Raw genomic sequence first — 20,577 nt, 5'->3', positions numbered from 1 at the left:
CATGAGCGCCGCCGCCTCTCCCGGATTTTCCGGCCTTCTCTCCGGCCGCCCGCTGCGCCTCATCGCCGGCGGCGTGCTGATCGTCAACGGTATGTTCCCGGCGCTGTGGATTCTCTTCACCTCGCTGAAGACGGAAGCCGAACTGACCGCCAAGCCGATCACCTGGGTGCCGCACGCCCCGACGCTCTCGAACTACATGCAGGCGTTTTCCGACCAGCCGTTGCATCTGTTCCTGTTCAACAGCTTCATGGTGGCGCTGCTCTCCACCTGCCTGACGCTGCTCGTCTCGGTGCTGGCGGCCTATGCGCTGGCGCGGCTGAACCTGCGCTACCGCGGCCTCATCCTGTCGCTGATCATCGCGGTCTCGACCTTCCCGCTGGTGACGCTGCTCGTGCCGCTCTTCGAGATCATGAGGACGCTGAACCTGCTCAACACCTGGATCGCGCTGGTGCTGCCCTATACGGTACTCTCGCTGCCGGTCTGCACGCTGATGCTGGTCTCCTTCTTCGAGGGCATCCCGCGCGATCTGGAGAACGCCGCGATGATCGACGGCTGCACGCGGATGGGCGCGCTCTTCAAGGTGGTCGTGCCGCTCTGCGCGCCGGGCGTCTTCACCGCGGGCATCCTCGCCTTCGTCAATGCCTGGGACGAGTTCCTGCTGGCGCTGTCCTTCAATTCCAATCCGGCGCTGCGCACGCTGCCCGTGGGCATCCAGCTCTACCAGGGTGAGTTCGCCTTCCCCTGGCCGGTCATCTCCGCCGCCCTCGTCGTCGGCATTGTTCCGGTCGCCGTGCTGATCGTCATCTTCCAGGAGCGCGTCGTCTCGGGCCTCACCGCCGGGGGGATCAAGGGATGACGAAACGCGAGCTTTCCGAACTGCGCAGCCAGCGCTGGTTCGCCGCCGACGACATGCGGGCCTTTGCGCACCGCCAGCGCACGCAGCAGATGGGCATGCGCCGCGAGGAGTTCATGGGCCGGCCGGTGATCGGCATCATCAACACCTGGAGCGAGATGAGCCCCTGCCATGCGCATCTGCGCGACCGGGCCGAGGCCGTCAAGCGCGGCGTCTGGCAGATGGGCGGCTATCCCGTCGAGCTTCCGGCGATCTCCGTCGGCGAGGTCATGGTGAAGCCCACCACCATGCTCTACCGCAATTTCCTCGCCATGGAATGCGAGGAGCTGCTGCGCTGTCACCCGATCGACGGCGCCGTCCTCCTCGGCGGCTGCGACAAGTCCACCCCGGCGCTGCTGATGGGCGCCTTCTCGATGGATATCCCGGTGATCTTCTGCCCCGCCGGGCCGATGTCGAACGGCCAGTGGCGCGGCATCAAGACCGGCGCCGGCACCCATACCAAGAAATACTGGGACGAGCTGCGCGCCGGCAACATCACCCGCGAGGACTGGGTGGACCTCGAAAGCCGCATGACGCGCTCGCCCGGCACCTGCAACACCATCGGCACCGCCTCCACCATGACCTCCATCGTCGACGCGATGGGCATGACGCTCTCCGGCGCCTCCTCCATCCCTGCCGTCGATTCCGGCCATTCGCGCATGGCGTCCGCCTGCGGCGCGCGCATCGTCGACATGGTCTGGGAGGACCTGAAGCCCTCGAAGATCCTTGACCGCGACAGCTTCCTCAACGGCCTCGTCGCCTACATGGCGCTCGGCGGCTCGACAAACGCGGCCGTGCACCTCATCGCCATGGCAAAGCGCGTCGGCGTATCGCTGACGCTGGACGACATGGCGGAGATGGCCGGCAAGGTGCCGGTCGTCGCCAATGTCTTCCCCTCCGGCGAATACCTCATGGAGGATTTCTACTTCGCCGGTGGCGTCAATGCGATGCTGAAAAAGCTGTCGCGGCACCTGAAGCTCGACCGGCCGACCGTCAACGGCCGGACGCTCGGCGAGAACATCGCCGACGCCGACTGCTGGAACGACGAGGTTATCCGCGGCGAGGACAATCCCGTCGTGCCGCTTGCGCGCGGCAAGACGCTGGAAGTGCTGCGCGGCAATCTCGCGCCGAACGGCGCGGTGATGAAATCCTCCGCCGCCAACCCGAAGTTCCTGAAGCATGTCGGCCCGGCCATCGTCTTCGACGATCCGCGCACCATGAACCGGACGCTGGACGACCCGGACCTCGATATCACCGAGGACACGGTGATCGTCCTGCGCAATGCCGGCCCGGTCGGCGCGCCCGGCATGCCGGAATGGGGCAACCTGCCGATCCCGAAGAAGCTCCTGAAGCAAGGCGTGCGCGACATGGTGCGCATCTGCGACGGGCGCATGAGCGGCACCCACTACGGCACCTGCATCCTGCACGTCTCGCCGGAAGCCGCCGTCGGCGGGCCGCTGGCGCTGGTGAGGACCGGCGACCTGATCGAACTCGACGTCGCCGCCGCCACGATCAACATGCGCGTTTCCGAGGAGGAGCTGGCTCGCCGCCGCGCCGAATGGAAGCCGACCGCCCCCATCTACGAACGCTCCTTCGCCGCCCTCTACCAGCGCCATGTCAGCCAGGCGCACGAGGGCTGCGATTTCGACTTCCTGACCGGCACGCAGCCCGTGCCCGAACCGCCGATCTATTGAGGGAAAGACCCATGAGCAGCAACAACCCCTTCAAGTCCTGGCTCGGCGACGCTTCGCGCGCCACCCCGCTCGGCACCTGGCTGATGGCCGCAGCCCCCGCGACGGCGGAAGCCCTCGGCTATGGCGGCTTCGATTTCCTCGTGGTCGACATGGAGCATGTGCCGGTCGAGTTCACCGATCTCGCCCATATCCTGCGCGCCATCGGCTGCACGCCGGCCGACGCCGTGGTGCGGCTTGCCTGGAACGACCAGGTGCTGGTCAAGCGCGCGCTCGATGCCGGCGCGCGCACCGTCATGCTGCCCTTCGTGCAGAATGCCGAGGAGGCCAAGGCCGCCGCGTCCTATACGCGCTATCCGCCGCATGGCATCCGGGGCGTCGCGGCCGTCCATCGTGGCTCGCGCTTCGGCACGATCCCGAACTACCTGAAATCCGCCAATGACGACATCTGCACCATCGTGCAGCTCGAAACGCCGGAGGCCATCGAGCGCCTGCCGGAGATCGCCGCCGTCGAGGGCATCGACGCGCTGTTCGTCGGCCCGGGCGACCTCTCCGCCGCCATGGGCCATATCGGCAACATCGCCCATCCGGAGGTGCAGGCGCTGATCGAGAAGGCCGCGAAGGACGCGCATGCGGCCGGCAAGCCGGTCGGCATCGTCGGCCCGAACCCGGACATGGTGAAGCGCTTCATCGGCTACGGCTACGATTTCGCCGCCATCGCCTCCGACATCGCCCTGATGACCGGCCGCGCCAGCGAATGGCTCGGCCAGATGAAGGGCGTCGAGAAGGCCCCGGCCACGCCGATGGCAGCTTACTGAGGGCAGGGCCGTGCAGCACGCTTTCGCCCCCGTCCTCGATTTTTCGGCCGCGCTCGGCGAATGCCCGCTCTGGTCGGTCGCCGAACAGGCGCTCTATTTCGTCGATATCAAGCGCTGCCGCATCCACCGCCACGATCCGGCGACGGGTGCGCTCCGCACGATGGAGTTGCCCGAGGAGGTCGGCTGCATCGGCCTTGCCGAGGGCGGCGGTTTTATCGCCGGCCTGCGCTCCGGCCTCTGGCTCATCGATGCGGACGGCAAGCTACTGAGGAAGCTCGCGGACAATCCCGAGGACCAGGCGATCAGCCGCTTCAACGACGGCGGCGTCGATCCGGTCGGCCGCTTCATCGCCGGCACGGTGGACGAGACGCGCGAGAAGGGCATTGCCAGCCTCTACCGCTACGACAGGCGCGGCCTGGCGCGCCTCGCCGGAGGACTGCTCACCTCCAACGGCGTCGCCTTCTCGCCGGACGGGCGGCGGCTCTATCATTCCGACACGCTGCGCTACACGCTCTATGCCTGCGACTACGATGCCGCGACGGGCGAGGCAACGAACCGGCAGGTCTTCGCCCGCTTCGGCAGCGAGACCGACAAGGGCCGGCCGGATGGCGGCGCGGTCGATGCCGAGGGCTGCTACTGGACGGCGCTTTTCGAGGGCGGCCGGGTGCAGCGCTATGCGCCGGACGGAAAACTTCTCGCCGAATATCCGGTCCCGGCGAAATGCCCGACCATGATCGCCTTCGGCGGGCCGGACCTGAAGACGCTCTATTGCACCAGCGCCTCCATCGGCCGGCCCGACGAGGAACTGACGGAATACCCGCTCTCCGGCGCGCTCTTCTCCATGCGCACCAACGTCGCCGGCCTCGCCCGGCCCCTGTTCAACCCAGCCCGCTGAGGCATGCCCATGACCTACGATACCGTCCGCTACCATTCGCTCGAAGGCCGCAACGTGCTGATCACCGGCGGCGCCTCCGGCATCGGCGAGGCCATGGTGCGTGCCTTCCGCGCGCAGGGCGCGCGCGTCTCCTTCCTCGATATCGACGAGAAGGCCGGCAAGGCGACGGCGCAGGCGACCGGCGCGGATTTTTACGCCTGCGACCTCACCGATATCCCGGCGCTCCGCGATGCGGTGGCGAAGGTCGAGGCGAAGCATGGGGCCGTCGATGTGCTGGTCAACAATGCCGGCAAGGACGACCGCCATCGCATGGACGAGGTGGAACCGGACTACTGGCGGCGCATGCTGGCGCTCAATCTCGACCACCAGTTCTTCGCCACGCAAGCGGTCGCCAAGGGCATGCGCAGGAAGGGCGGGGGCTCCGTCGTCATGATGGGCTCGGTGTCGTGGATGCGCGGCAATCCGGTCATGGTCGGCTACACGACGGCCAAGGCCGCGATCAACGGCATGACGCGCACGCTGGCCCGCGACCTTGGTCCCGATGGCATCCGCGTCAACTGCATCGTGCCGGGTGCCATCGTCACCGAGCGGCAGAAGGCGCTCTGGGCGGGGCCGGAGGAGAGCCAGAAGTTCATCGACCTGCAATCGCTGAAATTCCGCCTCGACGCCGGCCATGTCGCCCGCCTCGCGCTTTTCCTCGGCTCGGATGAAAGCAACGGCTGCACCGGCGCCAATTTCATCGTCGACGCCGGCCTCACGCAGAACTGAAGGTTTTCACCATGCTCCTCGAAAAGACCGCCAGCGGCTTCACGCTTTCCCTCGATGGCCGCAAGATCCTCAGCCACAGCGCGGAAAATCCCGCCCTCTTCGCCGGCCGCGGCGAGGAGCGCATGGACATGTATCGCGGCAATTTCGATATCGAGGACTATGTGGTGGAGCGCGTGGCGCTCGCCCATGCCGAGATCGAAGGCGAGACGATCCGTCTTTCCAATGCGCCCGGCCAGCCGGTGCGCCTCATCCTCAAGGTGGAGGGCGACAACCTGCGGCTCGAAGCGCCCGATGCCTCCGTCAACCGCCTCTGGCTGCGCACCGTCGCGGAGAAGGACGAGCATGTCTGGGGCGGCGGCGAGCAGATGTCCTATTTCGACCTGCGGGGCCGCCGCTTCCCGCTCTGGACCTCCGAACCCGGCGTCGGCCGCGACAAGACGACGGAGATCACCTTCCAGTCCGACGTGACCGGCAAGGCCGGCGGCGACTATTACAACACCAACTATCCACAGCCGACCTACATCTCCTCCCGGCGCTATGCGCTGCATGTCGATACGACCGCCTATGCCGTCTTCGACTTCCGCCGCGACGGTTTTCACGAGGTGGAAGTCTGGGAAGTGCCGGAGCGTATCGAATTCTTCGCCGCCGCCACCTTCCGCGATCTCGTCGGCAAACTCTCGCTGCGCTTCGGCCGCCAGCCGCAATTGCCGGATTGGGTCTACCAGGGCGCGATCATCGGCCTCAAGGACGGCAAGGGCTCGTTCGAGCGGCTGGAGAAGATGCGCGCCGCCGGCGTGAAGGTTTCGGGCCTGTGGTGCGAGGACTGGGTGGGGCTGCGCCACACCACGTTCGGCGCGCGCCTCTTCTGGGACTGGGTCGGCAACGAGGAGCGCTATCCGCACCTGCGCCAGAAGATCGCGGAGCTTGCCGACGACGGCATCCGCTTCCTCGGCTATGTGAACCCCTATCTGTGCGTCGACGGCTCGCTCTTCCCGGAGGCGGAAGCGAGCGGCTATTTCGCGACGGATGCCGAGGGCAAGACCGCGCTGGTCGATTTCGGCGAGTTCGATTGCGGCGTGGTCGATTTCACCAATCCGGCCGCGGCTGCCTGGTTCGCCGAGCGGGTGATCGGCCAGAACATGCTGGATTTCGGCCTCTCCGGCTGGATGGCGGATTTCGGCGAATACCTGCCGATCGACGTGAAGCTTTCGAATGGCGTCGACGCCAAGCTGATGCACAATGCCTGGCCGACGCTCTGGGCCGAGGTGAACGCCAAGGCGGTGGAAAGCCGCGGCAAGACGGGCGACACGCTGTTCTTCATGCGCGCCGGCTATACCGGCGTGCAGGCCCATTGCCCGCTCCTGTGGGGCGGCGACCAGTCGGTGGATTTCTCGCGCCATGACGGTCTCGTCACGGTCATCTCCGGCGCGCTCTCCTCCGGCCTCCTCGGCAATGCCTATCACCATTCCGATATCGGCGGCTATACCAGCCTCTTCGGCAATGTCCGCACGCCGGAACTGCTGATGCGCTGGGCCGAGATGGCGGCCTTCACGCCCGTCATGCGCAGCCACGAGGGCAACCGCCCGCGCGATAACGTGCAGATCGACCAGGACGAGGCGGTGCTCGCCCATTTCGCCCGCATGACGGCGATCTACGTGCACCTTGCACCCTACCTCAAGGCGCTTTCCTCGGAAGCGGCCGAAACGGGCCTGCCCGTCCAGCGCCCGCTCTTCCTGCACCACGAGCACGACCGCGCCACCTATGCCATCCAGGACGCCTATCTCTACGGCGCGGACCTGCTCGTCGCCCCCGTCTGGAAGGCGGGCGAGGAGGAACGCACCGTCTACCTGCCGAAGGGCGCGAACTGGGTGCATGTCTGGAGCGGCGAGACGCACGAAGGCGGCCGTGAAGTAACCATCGCCGCCGCGCTCGGCCAGCCGGCCGTGTTCTACCGCGAGGATGCGGCGCAGGCGGACCTTTTCGCGGGTATCGGGACGCTCTGATTATGGACACGGCGAGCCTCGTCGTCCTCTTGCTGCTTGCGGCGGGCGCCTCCTATGTGCAGACGCTGACGGGCTTCGCGCTCGGCCTGCTGATGATGGGCGGCGTGGGGCTGACCGGCGTCGTGCCGCTGCCGGATGCGGCCGTGCTGGTCGGCATCCTCGGGCTCGTCAATGCGACGCAGGTGCTGGCAAAGGGCTGGCGGGATATCGCCCGGCGCGAATTCCTGCTCGTCATCTTCGTCAGCCTCGCCTTCCTCGTTCTCGGCTACTGGCTGCTCGGCCTGCTGCTCGCCGCCTCGCTCGACTGGCTGAAGCTGGTGCTGGGCGCGATCATCATCCTCTCCAGCCTCCAGCTTCTCCTTCGCCCCACGCCGTTCGCAACCCCCTCTGGGCCGGGCTCCTTCGTCTTCTTCGGCGCGATCGCCGGCGTCATGGGCGGGTTGTTCTCCACCGCCGGCCCGCCGCTGGTCTATCATTTCTACCGCCAGCCGCTGCGAGCCGTCTCCATCCGCGAGACGCTTGTCGCCATCTTCGCCGTCAACGGCCTGCTGCGCCTGGTGCTTGTCGGGCTTGCCGGCAACATGCCGTCCGCCTCCTTCTGGTGGGGGCTGCTCTGCATTCCGGTCGTCATGGCCTTCACGCTGCTCGCCCGACGCTATCCGCCGCCGCTGACGCCGATGGGGCTCCGGCGCGTCGCCTTCTGCCTGCTTTTCCTCTCCGGCATCTCCCTTGCCGGTCCCGCCTTTCTCAAGCTTTTCGGAGATATTTCATGACGCACCCGCTCAAAACCGCGCTCAAGGATGCGAGCCTGCTTGCCGACAAGGCCTTTGTCGGCGGACGCTGGGTCCCGGCCGCCGATGGCCGCACCTTCGCCGTCACCGATCCCTTCGACGGGTCGCCGATCGCCGATGTGCCCTCGCTCTCGCGGGAAGAGGTCGCCGCCACCATCGATGCGGCGGACGTCGCGCAGAAACTCTGGGCGAAACGCACGGCCAAGGAGCGCGCCACGGTGCTGAAAGCCTGGTTCCAGCTCATCCTCGACAATGCCGACGACCTCGCGCTGATCCTCTCCTCGGAGCAGGGCAAGCCGCTGGCGGAGGCAAGGGGCGAGGTGGTCTCGAACGCCGCCTATCTCGAATGGTTCGCCGAAGAGGCCAAGCGCATCGACGGCGATATCATTCCCGGCGCCAATGCCGGCCAGCGCATCATGGTCTTGAAGCAGCCGGTCGGCGTCTGTGCCGCCATCACGCCTTGGAACTTCCCGAACGGCATGATCACCCGCAAGGCGGGACCCGCGCTTGCCGCCGGTTGCAGCATGCTGCTGAAGCCCGCCTCACAGACGCCGCTCTCCGCGCTTGCGCTTGCCGTGCTCGCCGAGCGGGCCGGGGTCCCGGCGGGCGTCTTCTCCGTCGTCACCGGCGAGGCGCGGCCGATCGGTGCGGAATTCTGCCACAACCCGAAGGTCGCGAAGATCACCTTCACCGGCTCCACCGGCGTCGGCCGCTGGCTGATGAAGGAGGCCGCCGACGGCATCAAGCGCCTGTCGCTGGAGCTTGGCGGCAACGCGCCCTTCATCGTCTTCGACGATGCCGATCTCGATGCGGCCGTGGAGGGCGCGATGATCTCGAAATTCCGCAATGCCGGCCAGACCTGCGTGTGCGCCAACCGCATCTATGTGCAGTCGAACGTGGCCGAAGCCTTCACGGAAAAGCTGCTCGCCAAGGTCGCGGGACTGAAGCTCGGCCGCGGCACGCAGGCCGGCACCACGCAGGGGCCGCTGATCGACGAGAAGGCGGTGGCCAAGATGGAGGAGCATGTGGCCGACGCGCTGGAAAAGGGCGGCCGGCTCCTGGCCGGCGGCAGGCGCAGCGCCCTCGGCGGCACCTTCTACGAGCCGACCGTCATTGCCGGCGTCACGCAGGCGATGAAGGTCGCGAGCGAGGAGACCTTCGCCCCGCTTGCCCCGATCATCACCTTCAGGGACGAGGACGACGTGATCGCCATGGCCAACGACAGCGAATATGGCCTCGCTTCGTATTTCTACGCCAAGGATATGGCGCGCGTCTTCCGCGTCGCCGAGGCGCTGGAGGCGGGCATGGTAGGGGTCAACACGGGCATGATCGCCAACGAGATGGCACCCTTCGGCGGCATCAAGCAGTCCGGCCTCGGCCGCGAGGGCTCCAAATACGGCATCGAGGGCTTTCTCGAACTGAAATATGTCTGCGTCGCCGGGCTCTGATCATCGCGGCAGCGCAAGCATCTCTTTCCGGCTCGCAAGAAGCGCTTTCAACGAGGGCCGGAAACCCCTCTGCCGATAGCCTGGAGACTGTCTTCCAGACCCAGGTCGGCCTCTATGCGCAGGACCAGGTCAGGATCGACAACTGGGTGCTTTCCTTCGCCGGCCGCTACGACTGGGTCGAGACGGACGTTGACGACGTCGCCAGCAACATCCAGAATCCCGGAGGAAGGGATGGTGATCTATTTCATGCAATACCCTGTCGTCTTTCAACCCGGTAGGCTTCTCTGGTCCAGGTTTAACGGGGCCAGACGGTTCGAGCGAACGCTTCTGGATATCCGGACCTGTCAGAGCGATTGCCGCCTTTTTGGCGCCGGAACGTGCCGTTGCCGGGCAAAGTCATAACGCTCCAGCAAGCGGTCAGCCTTTGCCGAAGCGAAAAGGTCGTCCAGCAGCAAATGCGCCGCGCCGAACAGCGCGCCGTCCTCGCGCACCGTGGAAAGCACGATGGAAAGGTCGCGGGTGGCAAGGGGAAGACAGCGTTGGTAGACGAGTTCGCGGATACCCGACAGCATCAGGTCCCCACCCCGCGCCAGGGTGCCCCCGATGACGATCAGGCTCGGATTGATGATGCTGACGACGTCGGAGATGACCTCGCCGATCGTGCGGCCGGCGGCCCGCAGCAGCATCAGCGCTTCAGGCTTGCGCTGCTCGACGAGGTCGATCACGTCGCGGGCGGTCTCGGCGCGAAAGCCGCGGGCCGAAAGATCGCGGGCGATCGCCCAGCCGGCGGCGCGCGCCTCCACGCAGCCGAACTTGCCGCAGCGGCAGAGCGGCGCGTCATCGGACAGAAACTGGATGTGGCCGATATCGCCGGCTGCGCCTTGCGCACCGCGGAAGAGCCGCCCGCCGGCGATCATGCCGCTGCCCATGCCCGTGCCGACCTTCACGAAGAGCATGTCGTCGACCGCCGGGACGCGGCGTTTGTGCTCGCAGATCGTCATCAGGTTCACGTCGTTCTCGACATAGACAGGTACATCGAATCGCGCCTTGAGGCGGCCGATGATGTCGAACTCGTCCCAGCCGGGCAGGACCGAGGGGCCGACGACGCAGCCCCGCTTGAAATCGACCGGTGTCGGCAGGCTGAGACTGATGCCGAGGAAGAAGCCGTGCGTCTTTTCCGTTTCCGCCGTCAGGATAGCGAAAGCGTCGCCGATCTGCGCCAGCGTCGCCTCAGGCCCGCTCGCCACGGAAAAGGGCAGCGTCGTCTGGGAAAGGATCGCCGGCGTCAGGTCCATGGCGGCGAGGTGGATGTGCGTCTCGCCGATATTGGCGACGAGCAGAAAGCCGCTCGCCGGGTTGATCGCCAGCACCCGGGTCGGCCGGCCGCCGCTCGGCAGGGTTTTTTCGGTCTCGCGCACCAAGCCGCTCGCAAGCAGTGCGTTCAGCCGCTGCGTCACCGTCACGCGTGACAGGCCGGAGGCGGCAAGCAGCTCGGCCCGCGAGGCGGCAGCGCCCGTCGCGATCAGCGAAAGGATGCCCCCCGCGCCATCAAGCGTTGTTCTGTCGTGCCCCTCGTCCCCGCGCACCATGCAAAACTCCTGTTTTCAGACCGGTTTAGCGACAAAGGCGCATGAGATAAAGCACGCAGTTCCACCGTCATGAGAACTTATGCATGGCGATGTACATAAGATCACCGTTATATATGCGCCTGTGCGGCGCCGCCTGATCCCGCAAAGCGCGGCGTAGCGGGGCATGCCGGCCAAGGTCGAGAGCGAAAGGTTGGTCTGGGCGGAAAAAAGAACGTTGCGCGTCGCCCGGAAACCGCCCCCTCGGTATCGCGGATTTAATTTTGGATAGAAATTTACAAAAGATAAGCAATAGCCATTTGACTTCATCCAAAAGAGATGCGCTAATCCCTGCGGCCTTTGAGGAGAGGCCGTGCCCGCCAAAAGAGCCGGAGGGGCTCTACGGCATCGTCGGATTTGGGAGGATTCCATGTCGCTTCATCGCATTCGCGCATCCGTATATTCCACCGCCATGCGGACCGGTTTTGCCGCCGCCGGGCTCGCCCTCGGCCTTGCCCTTGGCGCAGGCTCCGCCACCGCCGAGGAGGTCATCATCGGCCTCGTCACGAAAACCGAGGTCAATCCGTTCTTCGTCAAGATGCGCCAGGCCGCCGAGGCCCGCGCCGCGGAGAAAGGCGTCAAGCTGATCGCCCGCGCCGGAAAGTTCGACGGCGACAACGAGGGCCAGGTCGCCGCGATCGAGGACCTGATCAGCGCAGGAGCCAAGGGCATCCTGGTCACGCCGAACAACTCGTCCGGCATGCTCGACGTCATCAAGAAGGCCCGCGAGGCCGGCGTGCTCGTCATCGCGCTCGACACGGCGACGGACCCGGCCGACGCCGTCGACGCCACGTTCGCCACGGACAATTTCGAGGCCGGCGTGCAGCAGGGCGCCTATGCCCGCAAGGCGATGGGCGACAAGCAGGCGGTCGTCGCCATGCTGGACGGCACGCCCGGCGGTACGGTCGACACCTTCCGCCATGACGGCTACCTGAAGGGTTTCGGCATCGCCGAGGGTGACCCGTCGATCGCGGGCGCGGCCATCACCAACGGCGCGCAGGACAAGGGCCAGGTCGGCATGGAGAACCTGCTCTCCAAGAACGGCGACATCAACGCCGTCTACACGATCAACGAGCCGGCCGCGGCCGGCGCCTATGCCGCGCTGAAATCCTTCGGCAAGGAGGCCGACGTGATGCTGACCTCGATCGACGGCGGCTGCGCCGGCGTGCGCGACGTGAAGGATGGCAAGATCGCCGCAACCGTGATGCAGTTCCCCTACAAGATGGCCTCCATGGGCGTCGACGCGGTGGTGGAATATGCGGCCTCCGGCAAGAAGCCGAGTGGGTTCGTCAACACCGGTTCCTTCCTGATCACCGACAAGCCGGTCGAGGGCCTGGAATCGAAGGACACCGCCTGGGGCCTTGAAAACTGCTGGGGTGACTGATCCTCTACCTCCCGGCGGGACCGTGCGTGGCCACGCGCCGCCGCGGTCCCGACCGGGCGACCGGCCGCGCAAAACCTGATGCACGGGATGCCCATGAACACAGCCACCGTTTCCGACGCCGAGACGCCGCGGAGCCTGAAGGCCCGCATCCTGGGGACGCCCTCGGTGGGCCCGCTTCTGGTCCTTCTCGGCTTCTGCGTGATCTTCGCGCTGACCAATCCCCGCTTTCTCGCCACGCACAACCTGTCGATCATCCTGCAGCAGACGGTCATCATCGGCGTTCTGGCGATCGGCCAGACGCTGGTGATCCTGACCGCCGGCATCGACCTTGCCGTGGGCGCCATCTGCGTGCTCGGCACCATCGTCGCCGGCAAGCTGGTCAATCTGGGCTACGATCCCGTGCTCTCCATGGGTTTTGCCATCCTGCTCTGCACGGCTGCCGGCCTTGCGGCGGGCGGCCTCGTGTCCGGCCTGAGATTGCCGCCCTTCATCGTCACGCTCGGCATTCTCGGCATCCTGACCGCCGCGCTGCGGCTGATCTCGGAAGGCGGCGCCTTTCCGGTGCGTGACCCCTTCCTCGCCTGGACGGGCAACACGATGAAGCTCGGCGGCTTCGTGCTGACCTATGGCGTGCTGATCATGTTCACGCTCTACGCCGCTGTCTGGTATCTCCTGAACCAGACGAAATGGGGCCGGCACACCTATGCCATCGGCAACAATGCCGAGGCCGCCCGCCTCGTCGGCATTCCGGTGCGCCGCCACCTGCTCTCGGTCTATGTGCTCGCCGGCCTCATCTACGGCATCGCCGCCTGGCTGGCGCTCGGGCGCATTCCCAATGCCGATCCGAACGCCATGCAGAGCGCCAACCTCGATTCCATCACCGCCGTGGTGATCGGCGGCACCAGCCTGTTCGGCGGGCGCGGCGGGCTCATCGGCACATTGATCGGCGCGCTCATCGTCGGCGTTTTGCGCAACGGCCTGACGCTTGCCGGCATCGACCCGCTCTGGCAGGATCTCGTGACCGGCATCCTCGTCATCATCGCCGTCGCGCTCGACCAGATGTCCCGGAGGAAGAGCTGATGGCCGACAATCCCCCGCATGTCGTTCTCGAAGCGCGCAACGTGGTGAAGACCTACGGCCATGTCACCGCGCTCGACGGCGTCGACTTCGAGCTTCGCGCCGGCGAGATCCTCGCCGTCGTCGGCGACAATGGCGCCGGCAAGTCGACGCTCATCAAGACACTGACCGGAGCCGTGCACCCGACCAGCGGCGACATCCTGCTCGATGGCGCGCCGGTGCATTTCAAGGGGCCGCTCGACGCGCGCCATGCCGGCATCGAGACGGTCTACCAGGACCTCGCCGTCGCTCCTGCGCTCGACATCGCCGCTAATCTCTTCCTCGGTCGCGAATTGCGCGCGCCGGGCCTGCTCGGCCGCCTCTTCCGCCGCCTCGACAAGACGCGCATGCGCGAGGAGGCCCGCCGCGCCATGGGCGAGCTGAAGTTCCGCCTGCCGGCGATCGACAATCCGGTGGAGTCGCTGTCGGGCGGCCAGCGGCAGGGCGTCGCCGTCGCGCGCGCGGCGCTCTTTGCCCGCAAGCTCGTCATCATGGACGAGCCGACCGCGGCGCTCGGCGTGCGCGAGACGGGGCAGGTGCTGGAGCTCATCCGCTCGATCCGCGACCGCGGCCTGCCCGTCGCCCTGATCAGCCACAACATGCCGAACGTCTTCGACATCGCCGACCGCATCCACATCATGCGCCTTGGCCGGCGCGCGGCCGTGGTCACCCCCAAAACCCATTCCATGAACGACGTCGTCGCCATCATGACCGGCGCGGCAACCGCCTGACCCTGTCCCGAACGGAGCAAGACATGTACCGCCTCGACCAGAAGCTCGCGCGCATCCGCGCCGGAAACTACACCCGCAGCGATTTCATCATCGCCGACGCCAAGGACGGCGACATGGGGCCGTCCATCACCTCCTGCGGGCCGAAGCGCGCGAAGGACGGCAGTTGGTCGCGCCACTATACCCGCCCGGAATTCCTGGAGAACATCCGCGCCATCGTCGAGCAGGACATCGTCGACATCATGCTCACCTCCGCCTCCAACATGGAGGCGCTGAAGGATATGGGCGTCTTCAGGGGCAGCGCCGTCAAGCCGGCGATCCGCGCCAACGACACGACGGACGTCTGGGTCTGCCGCGGCGCGACCTATTCAAAACAGCCCTCGCGTCCGTTCCGCACGGCCTCGCTTTCGCGCGTCGCCACCGGCACGATCGATCCCGCGCCCGGCGCGCCGATAACGGGTACGGATCTCGGCCTCTATTCCATCACCTTCAACAACGATCTCGACCGCGACTATGAGGCGCTGGAAGCCTTCCATTGGTTCCGCGAGGATGCGGCACGCAACAATTTCAAATACTTCCTCGAAGTGTTCAATCCAAATGTGGCGTGCGGCATCGATCCCGAGCTGGTTCCACACTACGTCAACGACGTGTTGATGCGCTGCCTCGCCGGTGTCACCAAGGCGGACCGGCCACAGTTCCTGAAAATCCCGTTCAACGGCGCCAAGGCGCTGGACGAGCTCGCCGCCTATGATCCGAGTGTCATCGTCGGCGTCCTCGGCGGTGGCGCGGGCACGACGCGTGACTGCTTCGAGCTTCTCCACCAGGCCGAACGGTTCGGCGCCCGCGTCGCGCTGTTCGGGCGCAAGATCAACCTCGCCGAGGATCCGCTGGCGATGGTGCGTTTCATGCGTGAGGTCGCGTCCGGGTCGATCTCTCCGTCGGAGGCAGTGAAGGCCTATCACGCGAGCCTTTCCAGGGACGGGATCAAGCCGCTGCGCGATCTCTCCGCAGACAACGTCGTCACGGAAGCCGTGCTCAAGCCGGAAGAGAGCAGATGACGGGCGGACGGCGGGGCATCCTCACCGGCGGAACCTGGTGCGCGGACTACAATCGCACGGTCAGCCACTGGCCGGGCGAGGACGGCCTCGCCGAGCTCTTCGAGGAGGAGCGCCACGGCGGCGGTTCGAGCTGCAACCTGGCACTCGACATCAAACGCCTCGATCCGAGTATCCCCGTCGAGACGATCGGCCTCGTCGGGGATGACGACGACGGTCGCTACCTCAGGGAGACGGCCGCCGCAGCGGGTATCGACACGCGCCGGATGGCGGTGACGCCCGACGCCGCCACGCAATTCTGCGACGCCTATGTCTCGCTGCGCTCGCATCGGCGCACCCACATCTTCCACGCCGGAACCGGGGCGCTGCTGACGCCGGACCATTTCGACTTTTCCGAAACGCGCATGCGCTACCTGCATCTCGGTCTGCCGGGCGTGCACCGCATTCTCGACGCGCCCTGGCAAGACGAGCCGAACGGCTGGGTGGCGGTGTTGAAGAAGGCACGCGCGGCAGGGCTTCAGACCAACCTGGAGCTGGCGAGCATCGACCGCGGCCTGATGGCCCGGCTCGTCGCACCCTGCCTGCCGCATCTCGACTTCCTGATCGTCAACGACATGGAGATCGGGGCGATCGCCGGTGTCGAGACCATCCTGGACGGCACATCCGACAAGGACGCCTGCCTGCGCGCCGCACATGCCGTCTTGCAGCGCGGCGCGTTGAAACTGGTGACCGTGCACTGCCCCGCCTTCGCCATCGCCATCACCCGCACGGGAGAAAGCGCGATCCTGCCCTCGGTCGCCATTCCGGAGGCGGAGATCAGGGGCGCGAACGGTGCGGGCGACGCCTTTGCGGCCGGCATGCTCTACGGCCTTCACGAGGAGTGGCCCCTGGTCCAATGCCTCGAACTCGCCCACGCCGCCGCCGCCGTCTCGCTGCGCAGCGTATCGACGACGGGGGCCATGCTGTTCTGGCGCGAATGTCTTTCGCTTGCCCGGCATTGGGGGCCGCGCAGCGGCACCTGACCGGACGGTGACGGTGGATGCGACTGCGATACAACACGGACTCGGCCTGTCGATCTTGGAAATGGCGGTCAGCAGGCCCGGCGAAGCCTGTCCCTTGACGGAGTGCCGGCACCAGCCGGCACTCCCACCCGCAAAATGGGCTCAGTGAGACGCGCCCGATCCGCCGGCGGCGACGATCGCGAAGGGCTGCCCTTCGACAGCGATGGTGCGGGTCTCCTTCAATGTCTCTGGATCGACGAGACGCACCAGGCTCTTGCGCGGGTCGGTAATCGCAATATGGTTCCCGGCAACCGCCAGGCGCGGGCGCGGGTCGCGCCAATGCCCGTCCTTGCTGTAGGGCTCGGTGACGGTCTCGGATCTGGTGATCACGCCATCCACGACGTCCAGCAGATGGAGCTTGCCGTCTTCTGTCAGGATATAGCCGTTACGGGGCTTGGCGGGATCGAGGATGAAATCGACCCGCCGAAGCGGCAGCTCGACGAGGCGGTAGGGTTCCTTGGCATCGGCGTCGATGAGGACGACCTTGTCTTCTCCATAGTTCCCCAGAAAGAACTGCATGGAGGTGCCGCCGAGCAGGGTGGATACCTTGCCCTCCGGCAGCGTGCCGCCATAGGCGAGCATTTCCAGCTTCGGGCCATCCATGCCCCCCGGGCGGGCAACGAGTACGCCCTCGGCGCAGCCGAAAGCCACCAGGCGCGCCGAAGCCGCTTCTCCATGCAGGCCCGTGCAGGTCGCGACATCGCCCACCTGCCTGCCGTCCCTGTCCAGTACGCGCAGGCCAAGGCGGGGCGGCAGTTCGCCTTCCTTAACCGTCGCCTCCATGTTCGGCACGGAGACGAGGAGGTGGTTGCCCATCGGGACAGCGACGCCGTGATGCGCGGCAGTCGTGTCATAGGGCTTCAGGTCCGCCTTGCCTTCCAGCAGCGCACTTTCCTGGAGGAGGTCGAACTTGCCGCCGCGATCGTAGAAGACTGCGAGATCATCGCCATGGGCCACCACATGGCCGGGCTTCTCGCCGGTGATCGTCGTTTCAAGAAGCCGTGGCTCCGTGATCTCGATGTCCCGATGTTCGCCATGGTCCGAGAGCGCAATGCCGGTGTCGATCGCGTGGACCACGTTCTGGTCACCTTGGACGGCGAAAACCGTGCGTCCCGTGTCGCTCAGGGACAGCGCGGCATAGCCAGTCAGGTCGAAGCGGCCGATTTCCTTGTCCGTGCCCAGATCGATGGCGCGAACCACGGGCTGGGTGTGATCGGCGACGAACAGCCGCCAGGTCTCCTTCTGCTCTTCTTCGGCATGGGCTGCCAATGGAAAGGTGAGGGTCGCGAGGATGGTGGTGGCGAAAAGGACGCCGGAACCGGAGCGGAACATGCAATCTCCTATTAATGTAATAACGTAACAATGCTGTGTTATAGTGTTACACCTTGCTTGTCCAGCACCGTCAGACCCTCGTCTTCAAAGGCGGGGCCGAGGGGACTGGCGGCCTCGGGATATCGCGGCCGCTGCGGCGACGTGCTTGTCAGTAATGTCCTGCATTCAATCTGTGCGGCCGGACAGAGCGCGTTGAGCGGGACTGCGACATTGCGCAACACCGCAGCGAATGCTGCAGTTCTGCGCATTTCCGAAGGTATTCCGGCGCATTTTCTCGCTTCCCTTTCGATTAAGGGTTGCTTCCGGCTGCGATTGTGACGGGATTGCCCGTGTCTTCTGGCGCGGCCCTCGCGATGAGGGTTTCCTTCGGATCGGGATGAAGAATGAAGATACATGTGCCAGGCACCGCCCATTTCGACGCCCTGCTGGTCGACTGGATCGACGGCGACGGCCGTATCTGCGCCGTCAACGCGGCGGAAGCGCGCGAACTCGCCATCTCGCTCGAGGAAAAGGAAAGCCTGCCGCTGGAGCGCATCTACAGCAGCACCTCGGCACAGATGCTGCGCGGCCTCGCCCGCGAAGGCCAGCCGTTCGCCTCCGGGCTCGCCGTCTGGGTGAATTCGCCGCAATATAGCGAAGTCCCCATGATCGCCACCGTGGTTCCCGATCCGGCCCGCGGGATCGCCGTCATCAAGCAGCCGCTGCCGGAAAGCGTGCTCGGCATCGGACCAGAGCTTGCCGAGCGCGTGGAGATCCTTTCACAAATGATCGGCGCGGCGACGGAGGCCTGCTGGTGCATCGAATTCCTCGAGCCGGTCGATACCGCACTGGCCGAAGACGAGATCGTCGAGCGCATCTTCTCCAACCAGAGCCGGTGGCGTGCCTGCAACGAGGCGATGGCGCGGCTCTATCGCGTGCCCGAGGGGCTCGATTTCAACGTCCAGCCGGTCTCGCGCTATTTCCCCGCAACCGAGATCAACCGCCGCATGGTGCGCGATCTCGTGCGCGCCGGCTACCGGCTCGACCGCGCCGCCGCCGTCGACCGCCGGCATGACGACAGCGAGATGCTGGTCGAGAACGATTTCCGTGCCGCGATCAAGGACGGCTTCCTCGTGCGCCTCTGGGGCACGACGCGCGACATCGGTGCGCACCGCCAGCGTGAGCAGCAGCTCGCCGACCGCGCCGACACGATGCAGGACATCTTGAGCGCCGTCCCGGATCCGATCCTCGTCATCTCCGAGGACGGGTTGCTCCTGGCAGCCAATCCGGCGGCGGAAAGCGTCTGGGGACGCACCGCCGAACAGGTTCTCGGTCGCCCGCTGCAGCAGTTCATCGAAACGCGCCACGCCCTCGACAAGCTCCGGCAGGCGGCCCTTGCCGGCGAGGACAGCGACGGCGAGTGCGACCTTGCCGTCATCGCCGCCGATGCAAGCCGGGATGTCTGGCGCTTCCGGGCCGCACGCATCGAAGGCGAGATGCGCCGCTATGTGCTGACCGCCCGGCGCAAGAGCCGCCGCAGGGCGCGGGGTTCCACGCAGGAGGCCATTTCGTGAAATTCTACGCCAACGACCTTACCGCCCCCGGCCAGCGGCGCCTCCGCCCCGCCTTCATCGACGAGCCGCAGTTCGGCGCGTTCCTCGACGCCTTTCCCGATGGCGTCGCCCTTCTGGAAACCGACGGAACCATCAAGCTCGTCAACGGCAAGCTCGAACTGCTGCTCAACCTCGCGCGCGGCGACCTCGTCGGCTCGGACCTTGCAAAACACGCCAAGACCGCCGGCACCCTGGTGCAGAAGCTCGCAAGCGCCCTGCGGCAGCTCAAGCGCATCGAGGTCTCCGGCACGCTCAATTCGCAGCGCAATGTCACCGCCTCGATCGGCATCCTGCGGACCCCGGACGGCGGCGCCTATGGCGCGCTTCTGACGATGCGCGAGACCGGCCGGCATCACCGCGGCTACGAGCGCAGTGACCATTTCCGCTTCGAGGCCGAGCCGCTGCCGGCCGCTGGCGGCGGCGGTCCCCTTCTTACGCCGCGTCTCAGCACCATCGCCCGCCGGGCGGCGACCGCCATCGAGCGCGGTAGCGCCGTTCTCCTGACCGGTGAAACCGGAACGGGCAAGACGGAGCTTGCCCGCTTCATCGGCAAGGCCGGCGCACCCGACGCCCCGCCCTTCGTGCATGTCAATTGCGGCATGCTGGCCGACGCGCAGTTCGACGCGGAGATGTTCGGCATCGAGCCGGGTTCGGCGCTGGATACGTCGACGCGCGGCAAGCTCGGTTTCGTGGAGGCCGCCGATGGCGGCACGCTCTTCCTCGACCAGGTGACGGATCTTTCGCCCGTCTCCCAGATGAAGCTCGTCGCCTTTCTCGAAAGCCAGACTTTCAGCCGCCTCGGCTCGATGCAGCGGCGCAAGGCGCGCATCAGCCTCGTCACCGCCACCAATGCCGGGCTGCCGGACCTGATCGAGAGCGGCGCTTTTCGCCGCGACCTTTATTACCGCATCGCCGTCGTAACGCTGGAGCTGCCGACGCTGCGCGACCAGCCGGAGCTCGTCACCGCGCTGACGGCACATGTCCTGCGCAGGCTGAATGCCGGGCGCACGCCGGCCTTGCAGCTTTCCCCGGCCTTCACGAAGCGGCTCGCCGCCCATGCCTATCCGGGCAATGTGCGCGAGCTGACCAACATCCTCGAGCGCGCGGCGGCGAGCACCGAGGATATTGCGCTCGCCGAACATTTCATCGTGGCCCCGGATGCCGCGCCGCGTCCTTCCCCCGCTCCCTCGGCCAGCGGCGGGGAGACCGCGCCGGCGAGTTTCCGGGACTTGGTGCAGGCCTTCGAAAGCTGGGTCCTGGAAAAATCCATCGCAGAGCATGGAAGCAAGAGAAGCGCCGCCAAGGCGCTCGGTATCGATATCGCCACCCTCGTCCGCAAGACGAAGCGGACGAGATGACCAACAAAGACATGAAGGGG

General features: G+C 66.3%; 18 protein-coding genes. 16 read left to right on the top strand and 2 right to left on the bottom strand.

Annotated elements, in window-relative coordinates; all coding sequences use genetic code 11:
• Position 1: 1 nt before the first annotated feature.
• Genes MUU56_RS27775 through MUU56_RS27735 form a run of 9 tightly spaced genes read left to right on the top strand, consistent with a single transcriptional unit; the run spans position 2 to position 9,584 of the window.
• Entirely contained in the window at positions 2–856 is an 855-nt protein-coding gene (locus tag MUU56_RS27775) for a carbohydrate ABC transporter permease (protein WP_244770516.1), read from the top strand.
• A complete protein-coding gene (gene araD, locus MUU56_RS27770; RefSeq protein ID WP_244770515.1) occupies positions 853–2,586 on the top strand; it encodes an L-arabinonate dehydratase in 1,734 nt (577 codons plus the stop codon). The genes MUU56_RS27775 and araD overlap by 4 nt, the downstream gene beginning before the upstream one ends.
• Before the next feature lie 11 nt (positions 2,587–2,597).
• Positions 2,598–3,401: an HpcH/HpaI aldolase family protein gene (locus MUU56_RS27765; RefSeq protein ID WP_244770514.1), complete on the top strand. Its 804-nt coding sequence runs from the start codon at positions 2,598–2,600 to the stop codon at positions 3,399–3,401.
• A 10-nt stretch (positions 3,402–3,411) separates the two neighbouring features.
• Complete coding sequence (locus MUU56_RS27760; protein WP_244770513.1) at positions 3,412–4,296, top strand: SMP-30/gluconolactonase/LRE family protein; 885 nt, start codon at positions 3,412–3,414, stop codon at positions 4,294–4,296.
• A 3-nt stretch (positions 4,297–4,299) separates the two neighbouring features.
• On the top strand, positions 4,300–5,064 hold the full coding sequence (locus tag MUU56_RS27755) for an SDR family NAD(P)-dependent oxidoreductase (protein ID WP_244770512.1): 765 nt from the start codon (positions 4,300–4,302) through the stop codon (positions 5,062–5,064).
• A gap of 11 nt (positions 5,065–5,075) precedes the next feature.
• Positions 5,076–7,067, top strand: coding sequence for an alpha-glucosidase (locus MUU56_RS27750; protein WP_244770511.1), 1,992 nt, complete (start codon positions 5,076–5,078; stop codon positions 7,065–7,067).
• A gap of 2 nt (positions 7,068–7,069) precedes the next feature.
• Positions 7,070–7,840, top strand: coding sequence for a TSUP family transporter (locus MUU56_RS27745; protein WP_244770510.1), 771 nt, complete (start codon positions 7,070–7,072; stop codon positions 7,838–7,840).
• Entirely contained in the window at positions 7,837–9,306 is a 1,470-nt protein-coding gene (locus MUU56_RS27740; protein ID WP_244770509.1) for an NAD-dependent succinate-semialdehyde dehydrogenase, read from the top strand. The genes MUU56_RS27745 and MUU56_RS27740 overlap by 4 nt, the downstream gene beginning before the upstream one ends.
• A complete protein-coding gene (locus MUU56_RS27735; protein ID WP_244770584.1) occupies positions 9,252–9,584 on the top strand; it encodes a TonB-dependent receptor domain-containing protein in 333 nt (110 codons plus the stop codon). Before MUU56_RS27740 ends, MUU56_RS27735 begins: the two co-directional genes overlap by 55 nt.
• A 66-nt stretch (positions 9,585–9,650) precedes the next feature.
• Here the strand turns inward: MUU56_RS27735 and MUU56_RS27730 are convergent, their stop codons facing one another.
• Positions 9,651–10,895, bottom strand: a complete 1,245-nt coding sequence (locus MUU56_RS27730) for an ROK family transcriptional regulator (RefSeq protein WP_244770508.1) — start codon at positions 10,893–10,895, stop codon at positions 9,651–9,653.
• A 448-nt stretch (positions 10,896–11,343) separates the two neighbouring features.
• Here MUU56_RS27730 and MUU56_RS27725 point away from each other — a divergent pair, with 448 nt between their 5' ends.
• The 5 genes from MUU56_RS27725 (at position 11,344) to MUU56_RS27705 (ending at position 16,236) form a co-directional block, all read left to right on the top strand.
• Positions 11,344–12,315: a substrate-binding domain-containing protein gene (locus MUU56_RS27725; protein ID WP_244770583.1), complete on the top strand. Its 972-nt coding sequence runs from the start codon at positions 11,344–11,346 to the stop codon at positions 12,313–12,315.
• Positions 12,316–12,408: 93 nt separating this feature from the next.
• Positions 12,409–13,395, top strand: coding sequence for an ABC transporter permease (locus tag MUU56_RS27720; protein WP_244770507.1), 987 nt, complete (start codon positions 12,409–12,411; stop codon positions 13,393–13,395).
• On the top strand, positions 13,395–14,162 hold the full coding sequence (locus MUU56_RS27715) for an ATP-binding cassette domain-containing protein (RefSeq protein ID WP_244770506.1): 768 nt from the start codon (positions 13,395–13,397) through the stop codon (positions 14,160–14,162). Before MUU56_RS27720 ends, MUU56_RS27715 begins: the two co-directional genes overlap by 1 nt.
• Before the next feature lie 23 nt (positions 14,163–14,185).
• The gene (locus MUU56_RS27710) at positions 14,186–15,217 is read left to right on the top strand and encodes a beta/alpha barrel domain-containing protein (protein WP_244770505.1); all 1,032 of its coding nucleotides are present in this window, start codon (positions 14,186–14,188) and stop codon (positions 15,215–15,217) included.
• Entirely contained in the window at positions 15,214–16,236 is a 1,023-nt protein-coding gene (locus tag MUU56_RS27705) for a carbohydrate kinase family protein (RefSeq protein ID WP_244770504.1), read from the top strand. The genes MUU56_RS27710 and MUU56_RS27705 overlap by 4 nt, the downstream gene beginning before the upstream one ends.
• 141 nt (positions 16,237–16,377) lie before the next feature.
• Here the strand turns inward: MUU56_RS27705 and aztD are convergent, their stop codons facing one another.
• A complete protein-coding gene (aztD, locus tag MUU56_RS27700) occupies positions 16,378–17,607 on the bottom strand; it encodes a zinc metallochaperone AztD (RefSeq protein WP_244770503.1) in 1,230 nt (409 codons plus the stop codon).
• 383 nt (positions 17,608–17,990) lie between these two features.
• On the opposite strand from aztD, the gene MUU56_RS27695 reads away from it, so the two are divergent.
• Together MUU56_RS27695 and MUU56_RS27690 are read left to right on the top strand one after the other, a co-directional pair.
• Positions 17,991–19,160 (top strand): PAS domain-containing protein, encoded by a 1,170-nt coding sequence (locus MUU56_RS27695; RefSeq protein WP_244770502.1) that lies wholly within the window; start codon positions 17,991–17,993, stop codon positions 19,158–19,160.
• Entirely contained in the window at positions 19,157–20,557 is a 1,401-nt protein-coding gene (locus MUU56_RS27690; RefSeq protein ID WP_244770501.1) for a sigma 54-interacting transcriptional regulator, read from the top strand. The genes MUU56_RS27695 and MUU56_RS27690 overlap by 4 nt, the downstream gene beginning before the upstream one ends.
• The last annotated feature ends 20 nt before the right edge of the window (positions 20,558–20,577 follow it).

Origin of the sequence: Shinella yambaruensis (assembly GCF_022899355.1) — a bacterium.
Lineage (GTDB): Bacteria > Pseudomonadota > Alphaproteobacteria > Rhizobiales > Rhizobiaceae > Shinella > Shinella yambaruensis.
The sequence above is the reverse complement of the archived record's forward strand: the minus strand, read 5'-3'. Positions and strand labels throughout refer to the sequence as shown.